At 64.2% G+C, this 18296-nt stretch carries 16 protein-coding genes; 10 read left to right on the top strand and 6 right to left on the bottom strand.

What is annotated here, in order from left to right:
• The first annotated feature begins 6 nt into the window (after positions 1 to 6).
• The 10 genes from JHL16_RS17840 to JHL16_RS17795 all read left to right on the top strand — a co-directional run bounded on the left by JHL16_RS17840 (position 7) and on the right by JHL16_RS17795 (position 12233).
• On the top strand, positions 7 to 693 hold the full coding sequence (locus tag JHL16_RS17840) for a MarC family protein (protein WP_200186209.1): 687 nt from the start codon (positions 7 to 9) through the stop codon (positions 691 to 693).
• A 15-nt stretch (positions 694 to 708) separates the two neighbouring features.
• Positions 709 to 1539, top strand: a complete 831-nt coding sequence (locus JHL16_RS17835) for an alpha/beta hydrolase (protein ID WP_200186208.1) — start codon at positions 709 to 711, stop codon at positions 1537 to 1539.
• 233 nt (positions 1540 to 1772) lie between these two features.
• Positions 1773 to 2132: a hypothetical protein gene (locus JHL16_RS17830; RefSeq protein ID WP_200186207.1), complete on the top strand. Its 360-nt coding sequence runs from the start codon at positions 1773 to 1775 to the stop codon at positions 2130 to 2132.
• Positions 2133 to 2206: 74 nt separating this feature from the next.
• Positions 2207 to 4237, top strand: a complete 2031-nt coding sequence (locus JHL16_RS17825; RefSeq protein ID WP_246770964.1) for an oxidoreductase — start codon at positions 2207 to 2209, stop codon at positions 4235 to 4237.
• The gene (locus JHL16_RS17820; RefSeq protein WP_200186205.1) at positions 4234 to 5763 is read left to right on the top strand and encodes a trimethylamine methyltransferase family protein; all 1530 of its coding nucleotides are present in this window, start codon (positions 4234 to 4236) and stop codon (positions 5761 to 5763) included. The genes JHL16_RS17825 and JHL16_RS17820 overlap by 4 nt, the downstream gene beginning before the upstream one ends.
• An 82-nt stretch (positions 5764 to 5845) precedes the next feature.
• Entirely contained in the window at positions 5846 to 7009 is a 1164-nt protein-coding gene (locus JHL16_RS17815) for a calcium-binding protein (RefSeq protein ID WP_200186204.1), read from the top strand.
• 22 nt (positions 7010 to 7031) lie between these two features.
• Positions 7032 to 8177, top strand: coding sequence for a calcium-binding protein (locus tag JHL16_RS17810; protein WP_200186203.1), 1146 nt, complete (start codon positions 7032 to 7034; stop codon positions 8175 to 8177).
• A gap of 22 nt (positions 8178 to 8199) precedes the next feature.
• Entirely contained in the window at positions 8200 to 9930 is a 1731-nt protein-coding gene (locus JHL16_RS17805; protein WP_200186202.1) for a type I secretion system permease/ATPase, read from the top strand.
• The gene (locus JHL16_RS17800; RefSeq protein ID WP_200186201.1) at positions 9927 to 11210 is read left to right on the top strand and encodes an HlyD family type I secretion periplasmic adaptor subunit; all 1284 of its coding nucleotides are present in this window, start codon (positions 9927 to 9929) and stop codon (positions 11208 to 11210) included. The genes JHL16_RS17805 and JHL16_RS17800 overlap by 4 nt, the downstream gene beginning before the upstream one ends.
• Positions 11211 to 11234: 24 nt before the next feature.
• Entirely contained in the window at positions 11235 to 12233 is a 999-nt protein-coding gene (locus JHL16_RS17795) for a calcium-binding protein (RefSeq protein WP_200186200.1), read from the top strand.
• 238 nt (positions 12234 to 12471) lie between these two features.
• Here JHL16_RS17795 and JHL16_RS17790 read toward each other — a convergent pair whose 3' ends face one another.
• Genes JHL16_RS17790 through JHL16_RS17765 form a run of 6 tightly spaced genes read right to left on the bottom strand, consistent with a single transcriptional unit; the run spans position 12472 to position 18286 of the window.
• On the bottom strand, positions 12472 to 13104 hold the full coding sequence (locus JHL16_RS17790) for a TetR family transcriptional regulator C-terminal domain-containing protein (RefSeq protein WP_200186199.1): 633 nt from the start codon (positions 13102 to 13104) through the stop codon (positions 12472 to 12474).
• Entirely contained in the window at positions 13101 to 14669 is a 1569-nt protein-coding gene (locus JHL16_RS17785) for an ABC transporter substrate-binding protein (protein ID WP_200186198.1), read from the bottom strand. Before JHL16_RS17785 ends, JHL16_RS17790 begins: the two co-directional genes overlap by 4 nt.
• Positions 14670 to 14684: 15 nt before the next feature.
• Complete coding sequence (locus tag JHL16_RS17780; RefSeq protein WP_200186197.1) at positions 14685 to 15653, bottom strand: ABC transporter ATP-binding protein; 969 nt, start codon at positions 15651 to 15653, stop codon at positions 14685 to 14687.
• Positions 15650 to 16501: an ABC transporter ATP-binding protein gene (locus tag JHL16_RS17775; protein WP_200186196.1), complete on the bottom strand. Its 852-nt coding sequence runs from the start codon at positions 16499 to 16501 to the stop codon at positions 15650 to 15652. The genes JHL16_RS17780 and JHL16_RS17775 overlap by 4 nt, the downstream gene beginning before the upstream one ends.
• Positions 16498 to 17328: an ABC transporter permease gene (locus tag JHL16_RS17770; RefSeq protein WP_348647232.1), complete on the bottom strand. Its 831-nt coding sequence runs from the start codon at positions 17326 to 17328 to the stop codon at positions 16498 to 16500. Before JHL16_RS17770 ends, JHL16_RS17775 begins: the two co-directional genes overlap by 4 nt.
• Positions 17329 to 17332: 4 nt before the next feature.
• Complete coding sequence (locus tag JHL16_RS17765) at positions 17333 to 18286, bottom strand: ABC transporter permease (RefSeq protein WP_200186194.1); 954 nt, start codon at positions 18284 to 18286, stop codon at positions 17333 to 17335.
• Positions 18287 to 18296 lie beyond the last annotated feature (10 nt).

The raw sequence follows: 18296 nt of genomic DNA, 5'->3' as shown, positions 1-18296 counted from the left end.
CACCCTATGTGGGTCCTGAGCAGCACGATCGAGAGTTTCCTCATCGCCTTTCCGGCGCTGTTCTCGATCGTCAATCCGATCGGCATCGCGCTGATCTATCACCAGGTAACAGCCGGGAATACACGGGCGGAGCGCACCGCGCTCGCCTGGCGGGTGGCCACCTATTCGCTGGGCGTCATGCTGGTGTCGCTGCTGGCCGGCGCCACGCTGATCGGCTTTTTCGGTGTTTCGCTGAGCGCGCTCAGGGTGGCGGGCGGTCTCGTCGTGGCGGTGCGGGCCTGGGAAATGCTCTCGGCGCCGGAGCAGAACGAGGGCCGCAAGCAGGAGCAGGCATCCAAGGCCACCGGCGCCAGCGATGACGCCTTCTTCCCGCTCACCATGCCGCTGACCACCGGGCCCGGCACGATTTCGGTGGCGATCGCGCTCAGCGCCAACCGGCCCAAGAACACGCTCGACGTCATTCCCTATTTCACCGGCATGTCAGTGGCGGCATTGGTGGTGGCGCTGACCATCGGCCTCTTCTACGCTTCGGCCGACCGGGTCGTGTCGCTGCTCGGCCAGAACGGCTCGCGCGTGGTGACGCGCATGTCGGCCTTTCTGCTTTTGTGCATCGGCGTGCAGATCTGTCTCACCGGCGTGCAGGAGGCGCTGGTGAGCATCATCCCAACGCGCGTCATGCCCTCGCATGTGTGAAGGACCAAGACTCTCATGATCTTCCCGGCCATCGAAGACTGGAACGACGCCTATACGAACGGTGCCCATATTGCCGGCGGCGACGCCTATCCGGGGCGCTGGGCCGAGGCGGCCGCTGCCTTTCGCGATGGCATCGGCGCGATCGGCAGCATGAAGCTCGATCTTTCCTATGGCGCGCAGCCGCGTAACAAGCTCGATCTGTTCCTGCCGACGGAGAAGCCCTGGGGTCTCTTCGTCTTCGTGCATGGCGGCTACTGGATGCGCTTCGACAAGTCGCACTGGTCGCATCTGGCGGAGGGCGCGGTCCGGCGCGGTTTCGCGGTGGCGATGCAGAGCTACACGCTCTGTCCCGATATCGGCATCGCCGGCATCGCGCGTGAGGTCGCCGAAGCGGTGAGCTTCGCCGCGCGCGAGGTCGAAGGTCCGATCTATCTCGCCGGGCATTCGGCCGGCGGCCATCTCGTCTCGCGTTTGATGGCGGCGCCCGCACTGCTGCCGGAAGAGGTACAGCGGCGCATCGCCCATGTCGTCTCGATATCGGGCCTACATGATCTGCGCCCGCTCATGAAGACGACGATGAACGAGACGCTGAAAATCGAGGCGGTGGACGCCTTGGCCGAGAGTCCGGCTTTGCTCGAGCCGTTGCCCAGTACAAGGATCACCTGCTGGGTGGGGGCGGCCGAGCGCGCCGAGTTCATCCGCCAGAACGCGCTCCTCGCCAATGTCTGGCGCGGTCTCGGCGCCGCCACGGCCGAAATCGTCGAGGCCAACCGGCACCATTTCGATGTGATCGAGGGGCTGACCGATCCGCGCTCGCCTTTGACCGCGGCCTTATTTGAAGCCTGATCGGCGGTTATGAAGCGGGTGAGGAGGTGCTCGGCGATGAGCCATCCAAAACCGCAAGGGGTGCCGCCCAGCGAGCCCCGGCCGATGCCCATGCCCGAACCGCCGCGTCCGGCGCCGATCCCGGATCAAGGACCGAAACCGCCGCCCGGCCTATGAGCGGGCTGCGCAAATGCGCCTCGACAAAGTCTTCCGTAGCGGCATAGTTTGCGGGGGTTGTGAACGGGAGAGACCAAATGGGACGTTTCCTCTGGGCCGTGCTGCTGACCGGCATGCTGTCGGGCGCCGCGGCGGCGCAAAGCATCGGCGGCGCCTATAACGTGGCCGGCACCAATGTCGACGGCTCGCCCTATGCGGGCCAGGCGCTGATCACCATCACCTCGAACACCACCTGCGAAATCGCCTGGCAAACCGGCGGCACCACGTCGAAGGGCTTCTGCATGCGCAATGAGGATGCCTTCGCCGCCGGCTATGTGTTGGGCAAGGATATCGGGCTCATCATCTACAAGGCGGCGCCCGACGGGACATTGCGCGGTGTATGGACCGTCGCCGGCCAGAATGGCGCCGGCACCGAGATCCTCACGCCGATCAAGTAAGCGCCGGCATCCCGGGCGGGGCCATTGCAATTGCCCATTTCCTTGTTGTACAATCGTTCAACAAGGAAATGGGCATGTTCAACCCGCGTTATGCCAGGCTGTTCGAGACGGTGCGGATCGGGCCCAAGACGGCGCCGAACCGCTTCTATCAGACGCCGCATGCGAGCGGCATGGGCTGGCGGGCGCCCAAGGCCTCGGCCGCTCTGCGCGGGATCAAGGCGGAAGGCGGCTGGGGCGTCGTCGCCACCGAATATTGCTCGATCCATCCTTCATCCGACGACTTCCCCTTCGGCTATCTGTCGCTGTGGGACGAGGACGATGTGCGGGCGCTCGCCAAGACCGCCGAGGCGATCCACGCGCATGGCAGTCTCGCCGCCGTCGAGCTCTGGCATGGCGGCTTCCATGCCAATAACCGGCTGACGCGCGAGCCGCTGCTGTCGCCTTCAGGCCAGCGCGCCAAGTTCATCCAGCCGATGGGCGCGCGCGCCATGGACAAGGCGGACATCGCCGAGTTCCGGCGCTGGCAGAAGGATGCCGCGGCGCGCGCCCGAAAGGCCGGATTCGACATCGTCTATGTCTATGCCGGGCATGACTATCTGCCGCTGCAATTCCTGTCGCCGCGCACCAACCGGCGCAGCGACGAATATGGCGGCAGCATCGAGAACCGCACCAGGCTCCTGCGCGAGATGATCGAAGAAACCCGCGCCGCCGTCAAAGACGACTGCGCCGTGGCGCTGCGCCTCGCGGTCGATGAGCTGCACGGGCCGAAAGGCATCACCCATGACGGTGAGGCGCGCGATATCGTGGGCGTTCTCGCCGAGCTGCCCGATCTCTGGGACGTCAATGTCGCGGGCGCGCTCGGCAATGATTCCAAGAGCGCGCGCTTCTCCGAGGAAGGATTCCAGGAAGACTATGTCTCCTTCGTCAAGAAAATGACGACAAAGCCGGTCGTCGGCGTCGGCCGCTTCACCTCGCCCGACATGATGATGAGCCAGCTGCGCCGTGGCATCCTCGATTTCATCGGCGCGGCGCGGCCTTCGATCGCCGATCCGTTCCTGCCGCAGAAGATCAGGGAGGGCCGTGAGGACGAGATCCGCGAATGTATCGGCTGCAATATCTGCCGCGCCGCGAACAATGAATCGATCCCGATCCGCTGCACCCAGAACCCGACCATGGGCGAAGAATGGCGGCGCGGCTGGCATCCGGAAAAGATCGCACCGAAACGTTCGGAGAAAAGCATCCTCGTCATCGGCGGCGGCCCGGCCGGCCTCGAATGCGCGCTGGCGCTCGGGCGGCGCGGCCATCAGGTGGCGCTGGCCGAAGCCCGCCGCGAGCTCGGCGGGCGGGTGCTCGCCGAAGCAAGGCTTCCTGGCCTGGCGAGCTGGATCCGGGTGCGCGACCATCGCGAACATATGATCGGCAAGCTGTCCAATATCGCGGTCTATCGTGAAAGCCGGATGACGGCCGAGGATGTGGAAGGCTTCGGCGCCGATCATGTCGTGGTGGCGACCGGCGGCATCTGGCGGCGCGATGCGATCGGCGCATTCGGCGAGGAGCCGCTGAGCCTGCCGGAAAGCGACAAGATACTCACCCCCCATGACATCGAACGCCTCGCGGGGACAGCACAGTCCATCGTGATTTATGACGACGATCATTATGCGGTGGGCAGCGCGCTCGCCGAGATGCTGAAGCGCCAGGGTCATAAGGTCACCTATGTGACGCCGGCGCCGGTGGTGTCGTCCTGGACGCAGATGACCGACGAGCAGGGCTTCATCCAGTCGCGGCTGATGGCGCTCGATGTCGAGCTGGTCCTGTCGCATCAGCTCAAGGGCATGGCCGGCGACCAGGCGCGTTTCGTTTGCGTCTATTCGGGCCGCGAGCGTGACCTGACCTGCGACACGCTGCTGCTGGTCACCGGGCGCGTCCCTGACGATTCACTTTACCGGGATCTCGTCCACCGATTGCCACAAGGTACGGTGAGCGCCATCGGCGACTGCCATGCGCCGTCCCATATCGCCGATGCGGTCTTCGCCGGGCACCGTTTCGCCCGTGAATTCGACGAACCCAGATCCGAGCTCCTCCGCCGCGAAAGGCCCGAACCATGAGCAGAGCGACATCGAGGCGGCGCGAGCGCCCGCAACGCATACCCGGCGCCCTGCAGCAGCGGCCATGGAAGCAGTTCACCTTGCCTTACCGGCCGATCGAGGTGTTGAGCGCCGATCAGGTCGAAGCGATCCACGACACGGGGCTGACCATTCTCGAAGAAATCGGCATGAGGGTGCTGGAACCACGCGCCCGCGCTCTCTTTGGCGCAGCCGGCGCCAGCGTGGACGAAGGTGAGCTTCAGGTGCGCTTCGATCGCGCGATGATCACCGATCTCGTCGCCAAGGCGCCGGCGGAGTTCTCGCTGCGCGCCCGCAACCCGGCCAAGAATGTCCGGGTCGGCAACCGGAATGCGATCTTCTCCTCGGTCGGCGGACCCGCTTATGTGAGCGATCTCGAACGCGGTCGGCGCGCCGGCACCTATGCCGAAATGTGCGACTATCTGAAACTCATCCAGATGCTCGACATCCTGCATCAGGAGGGCGGTGGCCCTTTCGAGCCGCTCGACCTGCCGGCCGAAACGCGCCATCTCGATCTCTATTATGCCGAGATCACGCTGCTCGACAAAAACTGGCAGCCGCAAGGGCTCGGCACCGACCGGGCGATCGACGCGCTCGAAATGGCGGCAATCTCGCTCGGCACGACGCGGGAAGGGCTGATCGACGATCCGGTCTTCACTTGTGTCATCAACACCAATTCGCCGTTACAGCTCGACATCCCGATGGCGGAAGGGCTCATGACCTTCGCCGAGCATGGCCAATGCGTGATCGTGACGCCCTTCACGCTGGCGGGCGCGATGTCGCCCGTGACATTGGCCGGGGCGCTCGCCCAACAGCATGCGGAAGCGCTTGCCGGCATTGCGCTGACCCAGATCGTGCGGCCGGGGGCGCCGGCGATGTATGGTGGCTTCACCTCCAATGTCGATATGAAATCCGGCGCGCCCGCTTTCGGCACGCCCGAATATGCGCAGGCCGCGCAGGCCTCGGGGCAGCTGGCGCGGCTCATCGGCATGCCGTTCCGCTCGAGCAATGTCACCGCCGCCAATGACGTCGATGCGCAGGCGGCCTATGAAAGCATGATGGCGCTGTGGGGCTCGATCATGGGCGGCGCCAATCTGGTTCTGCATGCGGCGGGCTGGCTCGGCGGCGGCCTCACCGCCTCCTTCGAGAAGCTCATCCTCGATGCCGATCTCCTGCAGATGATGGCCGCCTATTGCGAGCCCTTCCAGGTGACACCGGAAACGCTGGCGCTCGATGCGGTGCGCGAAGTGGGGCCGGCCGGGCACTATTTCGGCACCGCGCATACGCTGGCGCGCTACGAGACGGCCTTCTATCAGCCGCTGATCTCCAACTGGGACAATCACGACACCTGGATCGAGCGCGGCCGTGAAACGGCGCCCGTCAAGGCCAATCGCATCTGGAAGCAGATGCTTAAGGATTATGAACAACCGCCGATCGATGCGGGCGTAGACGAGGCGTTGCGCGATTACATGGAACGCCGCAAACGCGGCGATTCCATAAAAGCCTGAACCTCGACTGAACGGCGCCCGCGGATGCCGTTCAGTCATGTGGCGATAGGGTGTCCTCCGTCCATCAAACCGGAGGCACATCATGATCATTTTTGGAACGCCCACCGAAAACAGCGATTGGATCATCGGCGACGACGGCAATGACTGGATCTACGGCGCCGGCGGCAATGACCTCCTGCAGGGCGGTGGCGGCAACGACCTGCTGCTCGGCAATGATGGTGACGATACGTTCGTGCCGGGCCTCGGCATCGATTTCGTCTATGGCGGCTTTCTCAACGGGGATTCCGGCAACGACACCGTTTCATATGCGCTTTACGGGGGCGCGGTGGAAGTCAGCCTGCAGCAAGGCTATGGCTATCTGCAGTCGCAGAAAGAGGCCGACAAGGACACGCTGCGCGGCATCGAGAATGTCCGCGGCTCCGCTTATGGCGACGCTATTATCGGCGATGCCAATGCCAACAAGCTTTATGGCAATGACGGCAATGACGGGCTGGCCGGGCGTGACGGCAATGACAGCCTCTATGGCGGCAACGGCGACGACGAGCTCTCTGGCGGCAAGGGCGCCGATCTGCTCGATGGCGGGGCCGGCATCGATACCGTCGCCTATGACACGTCACCGGATTATGTCTTCGTCAATCTGCGCGACGGCTACGGCATGTATGGCGACGCGCAAGGCGACACATTCGCCGGCATCGAGAATGCCCGCGGCTCGTTCGGCAATGACTATCTCTTCGGCAGTGCCGTAGCCAACCAGCTCTATGGTCAGGAAGGCCGGGATTTCCTCTGGGGCTTCGAGGGAAAAGACGGACTGGGCGGCGGCGATGGCGACGACGTACTCGACGGCGGTGCCGATAATGACGTGCTCAATGGCGGCGGTGGCAAGGACACGCTGGCCGGCGGCACCGGCGCCGACCGGTTCTACTTCGGCGCTTTTGGCAACACGCTCGAAAGCGCTCTCGATACGTCGCGCAGTGATGTCATCACCGATTTCAGCCATGCGCAGGGCGACAAGATCGATCTTTCATCGGTCGGGAAAACGGGATCTCTCGATGGCAATCAATCCGACAATCTGACCTTCACCTTCATCGGCGGCGACGATTATTCAGGAACGGCCGGCGAGCTGCGCAGCTCGCATATCGATGGCAACACCTGGATTTCCGGCGACATCGATGGTGATGGCAATTCCGACTTCCGCATCATGCTGACGGGCTCGCACCAGCTCGTCGCCGGCGACTTCATCCTATGAACCGCACGATTGGAGGACGATCATGATCATCTTCGGAACGGCGACAGAGAACAACGACTGGATCATCGGTGACGATGGCAATGACTGGATCTACGGCGCCGGCGGTAATGACCTCCTGCAGGGCGGCGGCGGCAACGACCTGTTGCTCGGTAATCACGGCGACGACACGCTGGTGCCGGGCCTCGGCGTCGATCTCGTCTATGGCGGTTTCCTCGATGGTGATTCCGGCAACGACACGGTGTCCTATACACTCTATGGCGGTGCCGTGCAGGTCGACCTCGCACAGGGCTATGGATACCTGAAATCACTGGGCAATGCCGACAAGGACACGCTGCGCGGCATCGAAAATGTCCGCGGCTCCGCTTATGACGATTTCCTCGGCGGCGACGCCAATGCCAACAAGCTCTATGGCAATGACGGCAAGGATATTCTGTCGGGCGGCCAGGGCAATGACGGCCTCTATGGCGGCAATAATGACGATATCCTGACAGGTGGCCAGGGCGCCGACATTCTAGACGGCGGCAGCGGCAGCGACATCGCCTCCTACAGTTCGTCCCAAGAGCGCGTCGTCGTTCATCTCGGCGGCGGCTACGGGCTTTATGGCGATGCCGGAGGCGATAGTCTCACCGGCATCGAGAATGTCGATGGGTCCTCCTATGACGACTGGCTGTTCGGCGATGACGGCGCGAATGGCTTGTTCGGGGCGAATGGCGCCGACCACCTCTACGGCAATGGCGGAGCCGATGCGCTCGCGGGCGGCAGTGGTGACGATTTCCTCGATGGCGGCACCGGCGGCGACAAGCTGATCGGCGGGCTGGGCAAGGACACGATGACCGGCGGCACCGGCGCCGACTATTTCATCTTCAGCGTCATGACGGGTATCATCGACAGTGCCGTCGAAACATCCAGAAGCGACGTCATCACCGACTTCGGCCAGGACGACACGATCGACCTGTCCGGCATCGACGGCAATACCGGTCTCGGCGGCAACCAGGCCTTCACCTTCATCGGCGGCGACGACTATTCGGGAACGGCAGGTGAGCTGCGCATCTCTCACATCGATGGGAATACCTGGATTGCCGGCGACAATAATGGCGACGGCAATTCCGACTTCCGCATCATGCTGACGGGTCAGCATCAGCTGACCGCCAGTGATTTCATCTTGTGATCGAGCAGCTGGGGAGCTTCCAATGGGCAGCGATCACAAGAACGGGCCGTCACGAGTAAGCCTCGTGGCGGCCCTGTCGTCTTTCCGCGCCGCCTTCATCGGCATCGGCGCGCTGAGCGGGGCGGTGAACATACTGGCGCTCACCGGCTCGTTCTTCATGCTGCAGGTCTATGACCGGGTGGTGCCGGGGCGCAGCATGCCGACGCTCATCGGGCTCGTGCTGCTCGCCGGCCTGCTGTTCGCCTTTCAGGGGCTTCTCGATTTCATCCGCGCGCGGCTTCTCGTCCGCATTGGCCTCGCCGTCGATGCCCGGCTGTCGGGCCCCGTCTATGCGGCGCTGATCCGCCAGCCCTTGCGGAGCGGCCAGCAGGGCGACGGGCTGCAGCCTCTGCGCGATCTCGACCAGGTGCGCTCCTTCCTGTCGGGCGCCGGCCCCACGGCCTTCTTCGATCTGCCCTGGATGCCGCTCTATATCGGCATCTGCTTCCTCTTCCATGTCTGGATCGGCGTCGCCGCTTTGGCGGGCGCGATAGTGCTCTGCGCCCTGGCGCTTCTCGCCGAAGGCCGCACGCGCAAACCCACCCAGGAAGCAGGCGCCCTGGCGGCGTCGCGCAGTGGCCTCGCCGAAGCGGCGCGCCGCAATGCCGAGGCGCTCCAGGCGATGGGTTTCGCCACCCGGATGGAAGCGCGCTGGGCGGTGGTCAATGACGCCTATCTCGACGCCCATGCCAAAGCGAGCGACGTCGCGGGGGCACTCGGCACCGTGTCGCGCACGCTCAGGATCGCGCTGCAGTCGGCCATGCTGGCGCTCGGCGCCTGCCTGGTCATCGGGCAGGAGGCGAGCGGCGGCATCATGATCGCGAGCTCGATCATGATGAGCCGCGCTCTGGCGCCGGTCGAGCTCGCTATCGGAAACTGGAAAGGCTTCGTCTCGGCGCGGCAAGGCTGGCGCCGGCTCGGCACGCTTCTCGGGAGCGCGCCGAACATTGCACCGCGCACCGCCTTGCCGACCCCCCAGGCGACACTTGCGGTCGAGGGCGTCAGTGCGACGCCGCCGGGCGACGGTCGGCTGGTGGTGCGCGATATGAGCTTCAACCTCGCCAAGGGAGCCGGTCTCGGCATCATCGGCCCCAGCGCTTCCGGCAAGTCGTCGCTGGCGCGGGTGCTCGCCGGTCTCTGGCAACCGGTACGCGGCACGGTCAGGCTCGACGGCGCCGCCCTCGATCAATGGGCGCCGGAGGAACTCGGCCGGCATGTCGGTTACCTGCCGCAGGATGTGCAGCTTTTCGACGGCACGATCGCCCTGAATATCGCGCGCTTCGAGCCCGAGGCGCCGGCCGACAAGATCCTGAAGGCGGCGCATCTGGCCGGCGTGCATGATCTCATCGTCCATTTGCCGGAAGGCTACGAGACGCGGATCGGCGAGGCGGGGACAAGACTGTCGGCCGGCCAGCGCCAGCGTGTGGCTTTGGCGCGCGCGCTCTATGGTGATCCCTTCCTGGTGATCCTGGACGAGCCCAATTCCAATCTCGATACGGAAGGTGAGGCCGCCCTCGGCCGCGCCATAACAAGCGTGCGTGAGCGCGGCGGCATCGCCATCGTCGTGGCGCACCGGCCGAGCGCGCTGGCGCCTCTCGACCAGCTTCTCGTGATGGCGGAGGGCAAGCCGCAAATGCTTGGACCGCGCGATCAGGTGCTGGCGCGTCTCGCCCGTCCAAAGACCGCGCAACCAGAAATGAAGGTGGCCTCATGACCGGAACAGCCCATAGAGCCGACCGCGCCATCCGGCGTTATCTGCTGGCCGGTGTCGCGAGCCTTGGACTTCTCGTCCTCGGCGTCGGCGGCCTCGCCGCCATGACCAAGCTGTCGGGCGCCGTCATCGCGCCAGGCCGGCTGGTGGTCGACACCAATGTGAAGAAGGTCCAGCATCCGTCAGGCGGCGTCATCGGCGCCATCCGGGTGCGCGAGGGCGACCCGGTAAAGGCCGGCCAGCTCCTGGTCCGCCTCGATGCGACGGTTACCGAGGCCAATCTCGCCATCGTGAGCAAGAGTCTCGATGAATTCGAGGCCCGTCAGGCACGCCTCAAAGCGGAGCGTGACGGCGCCGCAGCGATCAGCTTTCCGCAAGGCCTGCTGCCGGACCTCAGCGTCGGCGAGACATCACTGTTCAATCTCAGACATGAAGCGCGGGCCGGCAAGCGGGCGCAGCTCAAGGAACGCATCACCCAGCTCGGCGACGAGATTTCGGGCCTCAACCAGCAGAAGACGGCGAAGGCGCGGGAGATCGCGCTGATCGCCGAAGAGCTCGAAGGCATCCGCAAGCTGTGGAAGCAGAAGCTCGTCTCGATCGGGCGGGTGACGCTCCTCGAGCGCGACGCCGCACGTCTGGACGGCGAGCATGGCCGTCTCATCGCCGCCATCGCCCAGGCGAAAGGCCGGGTCGGCGAAACCGAATTGCAGATCCTGCAGATCGACCAGGACTTCCGCAGCGAGGTCGCCGGTGAGCTGCGTGACGTCGAGGCGAAGGTCGCCGAATACAGTGAGCGCAAGATCGCCGCCGAGGACCAGCTGAAGCGCATCGACATCAAGGCCCCGCAGGACGGCGTCGTGCATCAGCTGGCGGTGCATACGGTGGGAGGTGTGGTGCAAGGCGGCGAGTCGCTCATGCTCATCGTGCCGGTCAGCGACGAGCTGACGGTGGAAGCGCGCATCGCGCCGCAGGATATCGACCAGATCGCCGCCGGACAGAACGCCCTGTTGCGGCTCTCCGCCTTCAATCAGGCGACGACGCCGGAACTCAACGGCCGTCTGGTCACCGTCGCGGCGGATCTCACGACGGATGAGAAGACCGGCATCAGCTTTTATACGGCAAGGGTGAGTTTACCGCGGAGCGAAATCGTCAGGCTGAAAGGCCTGGCGCTGGCGCCCGGCATGCCGGCGGAAGTGTTTTTCCCGACGCATGAGCGCACCATCCTCTCCTATCTGGTGAAGCCGTTGAGCGACCAGATGGAGCGCGCCTTCAGGGAAGAGTGACGAGCAACGCAAAGGAGTCCTCTCATGGCCAAGATCGATCCCGTCCCCGGCACGAGGCCGCCCGGCACTGCCGACAGATTTCGTTTCGATCTCAACGTTCTCTTCGGCACCGACAACAACGATACCCTGGTCGGCGGCGCCGGCGACGACCGCATATCGGGTCGCAAGGGAGATGACACGCTGATCGGGGGCGGCGGCAACGACCGGATCGATGGCGGCGACGGCAGCGACACGCTCTTCGGGCAGGAGGGCGATGATACGTTCACCCCGGGTGCAGGACGCGATTACGTCTATGGCGGATCCTCGACCGGCGACTCCGGCATCGACACGGTTTCCTACGCCAATTATGGCAGCGGCGTCCTGGTCAGCCTGGTCAATGGCTATGGCTATCAGCAGTCGCTGGGTAATGCCGACCGGGACGATCTCCATGGCATCGAGAATATCATCGGCTCGGCCTATGACGACACTCTGGGGGGCGACAACAAGGTCAACCGGATCATGGGCGGTGACGGCAAGGACACGCTCGATGGCTGGGGAGGCGATGATTATCTTGATGGCGGTGATGGCGACGACACGCTCTTCGGCTCTGGCGGCAACGATACGCTGATCGGCGGCGATGGCGACGATGAGCTGCATGGCATAGAGGGGATCGACACTCTCGATGGCGGCGCCGGTGAGGATGATCTCTATGGCGGTTCGGAAGCGGATATCCTGACCGGCGGCAGCGGCGCCGATACGTTCCATTTCGGCGTCACGGACAATAATGGCGCCTGGGGACGCGATACGATCACCGACTTCACCCATGAGGATATGATCGAGCTGCTCGGCTTCTTCGCCGAGCCGAGCTTCCTCGGCCAGCAGGCTTTCGACGGCGTCGGCGGCGGCGGGCAGATCCGCTATGAGCATCCGCAGAGCGGCGGCACGCTCATTCAGGTCGATTTCGAAGGCAACGGGACGGTCGACAAGGAGTTCTTCCTCAACAATGTCGTGACCCTGACCACCGACGACTTCGCTTATTTCTAATCTCTCTTCCCTTCTCCCGCTTGCGGGAGAAGGGAAGAGAGGGCGGATGAGGGTGTTGGTTCAGTTGGCGGCAGCGCTGCAAGAGAACAAGATGACGAAGCTTCAATACCTCCCATACTTGCTCCTTTACAGAAGTTGAGAGAACACCCTCATCCGGCCTTCGGCCACCTTCTCCGGCAAGCGGGAGAAGGGGAAATGAAGAGAGTCCCGAGTCTTGTCACCGACGAGGTTTCTCAGATCAGCGCTTGAGGGGGCCGAGCCTCGCTTCGAGCACGGCGTAGACCGCGGCGCGCGCACTGTCGCGGTCGACGACGGAGGAATCGAGGCACCATTCGATCCACAGGCCGTCGATGAGCGCGATCACCGTCATGGCCAATGCCTCGGCGTCGAGCTTGACCTTGCGCGCCTTGGCGATCTCGCTCAGCGCGTCGCCGATCGCCCGGCGATAGGCATCGTAGGATTTGCGGTGCGAGGCCTTGAGGCGCGGATTGGTGGCGACCTCGCCCCACAGAGCGAGCCAGGCCCGGAGCGATGACTTCGAGAACATCGGGGCGCGGAACATGGTGTCGATGACGGCGGTGAGGCGCTCCTCAGGCCCGCCTTCGAAGAACAAAGTCTCGCGCCCGGCCGCCAGCATCGACTGGGTCATCGCCTCATAGACCTCGATCAGGAGGCCCGAAATGCCGTCGAAGTGATGATTGATGAGCCCGCGCGAGACATTCGCCTCGCGCGAGATGCGGTCCACCGTGAAGGCGGCGATGCCGCCCTCGGCCAGGCAGCGGATCGCGGCCTCGATGAGCATCTGACGGCGCAGATCGGCATCGACGCGGGCGAAGCGCGGCTTGGCTTTGGCGGCGGCGGTTTTTGTCATGCTTTCTGCTTCTTGAAGCCGACCGGGTTGGGATATCCGTCGGCGAGGATTTCGGGCTCGATGGTGTTGCGGTGCACGGCGACGAAAGGCTCATGGCAGATGAAGATGAAGCCCCCCGATTCCTCCATCAGATCCTCCATGCGGTTATACATCTCCTTGCGCTTGGCCTGATCGCCCTCCGACAAAGCCTTGTTGTAGAGCTCTTCATATTCCGGGCTGTTGAAGGCCGACCAGTTGTAGACGCCGATCTGGTCGGGCCGGAACCAGACCGTATTCTCCGACGGGTCGATGCCGCCGGCAAAGGCCATCAGCACCATATCCAGATTCTTATAGCCATCGCCCTGGGTCTTGTCGCCCAGCACCCAATAGGCCCCCTCGTCAAAGGGCTGGATATCGACGGTGATGCCGGCCTGGGCCATGGTCGCCTGGATGATCTGGCAAGCCGTCATGTAGCGCGAGTCGTTGAGGGTGGCGAGATTGACCTTGAGGTCGCTCGCTCCCGCCTCGGCGAGGAGCGCCTTGGCCCTTTCATAATCCGGCTTGTCGATGATGTTCCTGGCCCGGGTAAAGGGGGTGCCGGGCTGCACCACGCCGGTCGAGCGCGGCACCAGGCCGTCATAGGTGCCAGCGATCACCTGGTCGCCGTCAAAGGCATATTGCAACGCCTGGCGGACCTTCGGGTCCTTGAGCTTGGGATTGTCGATATTGATGGTGAGCCAGACATATCGCGTCGACTGGGCCTCGATGAGCACCGTCTCGGGGAGCGGCTTTTCCCGGAGCGGCTTGGCCGCCGCCACCGCGACCCGGCAATAATCGAAGGCCTTGGCCTCATAAGCGAGCTGGGCCGCCTCGTCGTCATCGACGATGCTGATCTCGATCGCCGGGAAATCGGGCTTGGGGCCTGGCCAATCGGGATTGGCCTTGAGCACGACCTTCTGCTTGGGCTCCCATTTCTCGAGGACATAGGGGCCGCATTGCGCCGGGATCTCGGTCGTGTATTTGCCGCCCACCTTCTCGACCGCCGCCTTGCAGACGATATGGCCGCCATAATAGGGGAGCGAGGCGAGCCAGATCGGCTGGTACGGCTCCTTCAGATGGATGATGCCGGAGCGCTCATCCTTGACTTCGACATGGTCGAGCTTCTCGAACTGGTACTTCCACGGCGATTCATTGGCCGGATTGGCGATGCGCTCGAAGGAGAACTTCACGTCCTCGGGGGTGAGGGCGCCGAAGCCGCCGGTCCATTTGAGGCCGGGGATGAGCGTGAAGGCGATGCTGGTCGGGCTCGTCTGCTCGATCTTCTCGGCTGCCCAGGGGGTGATCGTATTGCCCTTGCGCATGTCGGAAAGCCGCACCAGCGAGGTGAGCACGCAGCGATTGGTGATGTCTTCAAGTCCGCCGATCTCGTAAGCCGGATCGAATTTCTGGATGTCGCCTTCGCCCCTGATGCGCAGGAGATCACCCTCGGCGGCGAAGCTCAGGCGCGGCGAGAGCACGATACCGGAGCCGAGCAGCGCGGAGAGCTGCAGAAAGCCGCGACGGTCGAAATGTCCTTTGATCTTCATTTTTTCTACTCCTCCCTAATTGATTGGATAGTGACAACGCACTTTATGGTCGGCAGTCAGAGATGAAAGCGCCGGAGCCTCGGCGCGGCAGCGTGGCTGCGCAAAGGGGCAGCGTGTGTGGAACTCGCAGCCTTTCGGACGCTTGAGGATGCTTGGCACCTCGCCGGTGATGGCGAGATGCTGGCGCCGCTGCCGGGGATCGGGAATGGGCTCGGAGGCGATGAGGGACGCCGTATAGGGATGGCGCGCCTTGGCGAAGATCGTTTGCGTCGGCCCTTCCTCGACGATACGGCCCATATACATCACCGCGATCCGGTCCGAGACATGGCGGACCACCGCGAGATTGTGGGTGACGATGATGTAGGAGAGATCGAGCTCGTCCTTGAGCTTGGTCATCAGATTGAGGATTTCGCCCTGGATCGAGACGTCGAGACCGGCGGTCGGCTCGTCGGCGATGACCAGCGACGGCCGCAAGGCGAGTGCGCGGGCGACGCCGGCGCGGCGTGCCTGGCCGCCCGACAATTCATGCGGGTAACGGCTGACGAAATCGGCCGGCAGTCCAACGAGTTTCAGAAGCGCCTGCGCCGCCTCGCGCCGGGACGTCATGGCGGCGCCATGAATGACGAAGGGCTCGGTGATGGCGGCGCCGATCGACACGCGCGGGCTCAAGGAGCCGACCGGGTCCTGGAACATCATCGCCGTCTTGCGGCGCAAATGCCGGAAGGCGGAAGGCTCCGTTCCCGCAATGGCGGCACCCTCGAAACGGACACTGCCGCGGCTCCGCGGCACGAGGCCCAGCAGCGCCCGCGCCAGGGTCGTCTTGCCGGAGCCCGACTCGCCCACTAACCCCAAGGTCTCGCCGGGGACAACGGCCAGCGATATGTCATCGAGGATCATCAGGCGGCGGGAACCGAGTCCCAGCATGCCGCCAGGGGCACGGAAGTTCACGCCAAGCCCTTGAGCCTCGATGAGGGGCTGGGTCATAGTGAGGAGCCTCGGAGGAAGCCCGCGCGCTCGGAGTCCGAGATCACCGGCAGATAGCTGGTGCGCTCGGTGATGCGGGCCGGATCGCAGGCGAGCAGCGCGCGCGTATAAGGATGGCGCGGTCTGTGGAAGATGTCGTCGACATCACCGCCTTCCACCACTTCACCCTGATACATCACATAGACGCGGTCGCAGAGCTCGGCCACGACGCCCAGATGATGGGTGACGATGAGGATGCCGCCGCCATAGTCGCGGCGCAGCTCGCGGAAGAGATGGATGATCTGCGCTTCCATCGTGACGTCGAGCGCGGTCGTCGGCTCATCGGCAATGAGCAGGCTCGGATTGACGAGCAGAGCGGCGGCGATGGCGCAGCGCTGGCGCATGCCGCCCGACAGCTCATGCGGATAGGCGCGGGCGCGCAGAGCGGGATCGGGAATGCCGACCCGCGCCAGCATGGCGACGGCGCGGTTGAGTTTCTCCATCGGGCTGCCGGGCATGCGGCACTGGAAGTCGACCAGCTGCTCGCCGATGGTGAGCACCGGATTGAACGAGGTCATCGGATCCTGGAACACCATGGCGATCTCATCGCCGCGCAAGGCAGCCTGCGCCCTGCGGTCGGCGCCGGTGATGACCTGGCCCTTGAAGGCGATGTCGCCTGAAAGGATGCGCGAGCTCGACGGCAGGAGCCCGGTGATGGCCGAGGCGAGGGTGGACTTTCCGGAGCCCGACTCCCCGACGAGGCCGACGGCCTCGCCGAGCCTGACCTCAAGATTGGCCTTACGCACCGCCTGGACATGTCCGGCATAGTCGATGGTGAGATCACGGATGGCGAGCAGCGGTTCGGTCATGGGGTGCGCCTGGTCTTGAGCTTGGGGTCGAGCGCGTCGCGCAAGGCTTCGCCGAGGAAGGTGAAGCCCAAGGTCGCGATCACGAGAGGAATGCCGGCGGCAATGACCAGCGCCGGATTGCTGCGTAAGGAAGTGTAGCCGTCATTGAGGATGGTGCCCCAGCTGGGTGTCGGCGGCTTCACGCCGAGGCCCAGATAGGAGAGCGCCGCTTCCAGCGCCACGACGGACGGAATGTCCATGCTCACCAGGATGACGAGCGGCCCCAGCACATTGGGAAGAAGATGGATGCCGACGATACGCGGCAGGCTCGCCCCCATCGCCTGCTCGGCGAGGATGAATTCGCTGCGCCGGAGCGACAGCGTCTGGGCGCGCACCAGCCGGCCATAGACGGGAATGGAGATGACGGCGATGACGAAGATGAGCGTCGAGGTGCCGGGGCCTAGAATGACGATGACGGTGAGGGCGAAGAGGATGAGGGGAATGGCGTTCAAGGAGTCGAAGAAGAAGATGAGAAGGGCGTCGAGCCAGCGCGGTCCATAGCCCGCGAGAATGCCGAGGATGAGGCCGATGAAGGCGCCGATGCCGATCGAGAACACGGCGATGCCCATGGCGACGCGGGCGCCGTAAATGATGCGGGACAGGGTGTCGCGGCCAAGCTGGTCGGTACCGAGCCAGTGCGCCGCCGAGGGGCCTTGCAGCTTGTTGATGATGTCGATCTTGGCCGGGTCATAGGGGGCAATCACATCGGCGAAGATCGCCGCGCCCAGCACGATGATGACGAGCACCAGGCCCAGAAGACCGAAGGGATCGCGCGTGACGCGCTTCACTATCTCAAGCGCCCCGGAAGGCATCTCTGATCCTCGGATCGAGCCGCGCGATCAGGAGGTCGGCGGCTATGGTGAGTGTGACATAGATCGCGGTCATGACCAGCACGGCGCCCATGACGACGGGATAATTGCGCAAGGCCACGGCACTGGTGACGAGCTTGCCGATACCGGGCCTGGAGAAGATAACCTCGACGAAGACGGCGCTGGAAATGAGCCCGCCGAGGCTGACGGCGAGCAGCGACAAAGTCGGGATGAGTGCGATGCGCAGGCCGTATTTGGTGACGATCTTCCATTCCGGCACGCCGAAAGCGCGCGCCGTGCGGATATGCGGCTCGCCCATGACGTCGAGCATGGACGCGCGCACGAGGCGCGCAAGATAGCCGACCCAGGTGAAGCCGATGGCGAAGGCCGGCAGAATGAGCGCCTGGACCTGGCTCATGATGTCGCCATCCTCGCCGTCGCCGATCGCCGGCAGCCAGTTGAGCTTCACGGCGAAAATGAGCAGCGCATAGATGGCGACGACATAATAGGGGAGCGAAATGGTGCCGACGGAAATCAGGCTCGCCACCCGGTCGACCCAGCTGCCGCGCTTCAGCACCGCAAGGCAGCCAAGCGGAATGGCGAGCAAGGTCGCCCAGCCGAGCCCCGCGATGCACAGGATCAGCGTATTGGGCAGCACTTCCCAGATCTCGGCCGCCACCGGGCGGTTCGACATAACATCGATGCCGAGATTGCCGGTGAGCACATTGGCGAAGAAGTTATAGACCTGGATGATATAGGGCTGATCGAGGCCCATCTCGCGGGTGAGCCTGTCGATCATTTCCTGAGTGGCGCGCGGCCCCAGCGCGGCGCGCGCCGGATTGCCCGGCACGATGAAGACCGCCGCATACATCGCGAACATGACGCCGATGAGGATCAGAAGTCCGAGGCCGATGCGTTTGATGGTGTAAGCGAGCATGGCCTGGTCC

Source organism: Taklimakanibacter albus (assembly GCF_016595235.1).
Classification (GTDB): domain Bacteria; phylum Pseudomonadota; class Alphaproteobacteria; order Rhizobiales; family Aestuariivirgaceae; genus Taklimakanibacter; species Taklimakanibacter albus.
Note: the sequence above shows the minus strand (reverse complement) of the source record. Positions and strands in the feature narration are given on the sequence as shown.

Bases quoted from the DNA above. Each gene is read 5' to 3' on its own strand.
- JHL16_RS17820 (WP_200186205.1), top strand. From the start codon at position 4,234: ATGAGCAGAGCGACATCGAGGCGGCGCGAGCGCCCGCAACGCATACCC.
- JHL16_RS17800 (WP_200186201.1), top strand. From the start codon at position 9,927: ATGACCGGAACAGCCCATAGAGCCGACCGCGCCATCCGGCGTTATCTG.
- JHL16_RS17830 (WP_200186207.1), top strand. From the start codon at position 1,773: ATGGGACGTTTCCTCTGGGCCGTGCTGCTGACCGGCATGCTGTCGGGC.
- JHL16_RS17795 (WP_200186200.1), top strand. From the start codon at position 11,235: ATGGCCAAGATCGATCCCGTCCCCGGCACGAGGCCGCCCGGCACTGCC.
- JHL16_RS17780 (WP_200186197.1), bottom strand. From the start codon at position 15,653: ATGACCCAGCCCCTCATCGAGGCTCAAGGGCTTGGCGTGAACTTCCGT.
- JHL16_RS17805 (WP_200186202.1), top strand. From the start codon at position 8,200: ATGGGCAGCGATCACAAGAACGGGCCGTCACGAGTAAGCCTCGTGGCG.
- JHL16_RS17840 (WP_200186209.1), top strand. From the start codon at position 7: ATGTGGGTCCTGAGCAGCACGATCGAGAGTTTCCTCATCGCCTTTCCG.
- JHL16_RS17785 (WP_200186198.1), bottom strand. From the start codon at position 14,669: ATGAAGATCAAAGGACATTTCGACCGTCGCGGCTTTCTGCAGCTCTCC.
- JHL16_RS17810 (WP_200186203.1), top strand. From the start codon at position 7,032: ATGATCATCTTCGGAACGGCGACAGAGAACAACGACTGGATCATCGGT.
- JHL16_RS17775 (WP_200186196.1), bottom strand. From the start codon at position 16,501: ATGACCGAACCGCTGCTCGCCATCCGTGATCTCACCATCGACTATGCC.
- JHL16_RS17815 (WP_200186204.1), top strand. From the start codon at position 5,846: ATGATCATTTTTGGAACGCCCACCGAAAACAGCGATTGGATCATCGGC.
- JHL16_RS17765 (WP_200186194.1), bottom strand. From the start codon at position 18,286: ATGCTCGCTTACACCATCAAACGCATCGGCCTCGGACTTCTGATCCTC.
- JHL16_RS17835 (WP_200186208.1), top strand. From the start codon at position 709: ATGATCTTCCCGGCCATCGAAGACTGGAACGACGCCTATACGAACGGT.
- JHL16_RS17790 (WP_200186199.1), bottom strand. From the start codon at position 13,104: ATGACAAAAACCGCCGCCGCCAAAGCCAAGCCGCGCTTCGCCCGCGTC.
- JHL16_RS17825 (WP_246770964.1), top strand. From the start codon at position 2,207: ATGTTCAACCCGCGTTATGCCAGGCTGTTCGAGACGGTGCGGATCGGG.